Source organism: Thalassospira sp. UBA4513 (assembly GCF_002388495.1).
Lineage (GTDB): Bacteria > Pseudomonadota > Alphaproteobacteria > Rhodospirillales > Thalassospiraceae > Thalassospira > Thalassospira tepidiphila.
Genome location: NZ_DGMR01000005.1, coordinates 304 through 642 on the forward strand (window position 1 = coordinate 304; position 339 = coordinate 642).

At 56.9% G+C, this 339-nt stretch carries 1 protein-coding gene; it reads left to right on the forward strand.

Translation table 11 applies throughout. From position 1 onward, the window contains the following. A partial coding sequence (locus B2T33_RS01845; RefSeq protein WP_286791018.1) for a YitT family protein occupies nucleotides 1-339 on the forward strand: 339 nt, incomplete at both ends.

Consider the following 339-nt stretch of genomic DNA (forward strand, 5'->3'; position numbering starts at 1 on the left):
TTGCTGGGCACCATGGTGGTGTCGCTTGGTGTCACGCTTTATAGCGAAAGCATCCTTGTTACCGGCAGTACCGCCGGCGCTGCCCTTCTGATTGAACATGCCACCGGGCTGTCGTTTGGCGTGATCTTCTTTGTGATCAACCTGCCCTTTTACTGGCTGGCTTTCAAACGCATGGGCAAGGCGTTTACCATCAAGACCTTCATCGCCGTAGGTCTGGTCTCGGCCTTCTCGAAGCTGACCCCGATGCTGGTGGAATTCAACACGCTCAACCCGATCTATGCCGCGGTTGCCGGGGGTGCGTTGATGGGGATTGGCCTGCTCATGCTGTTTCGCCATCGC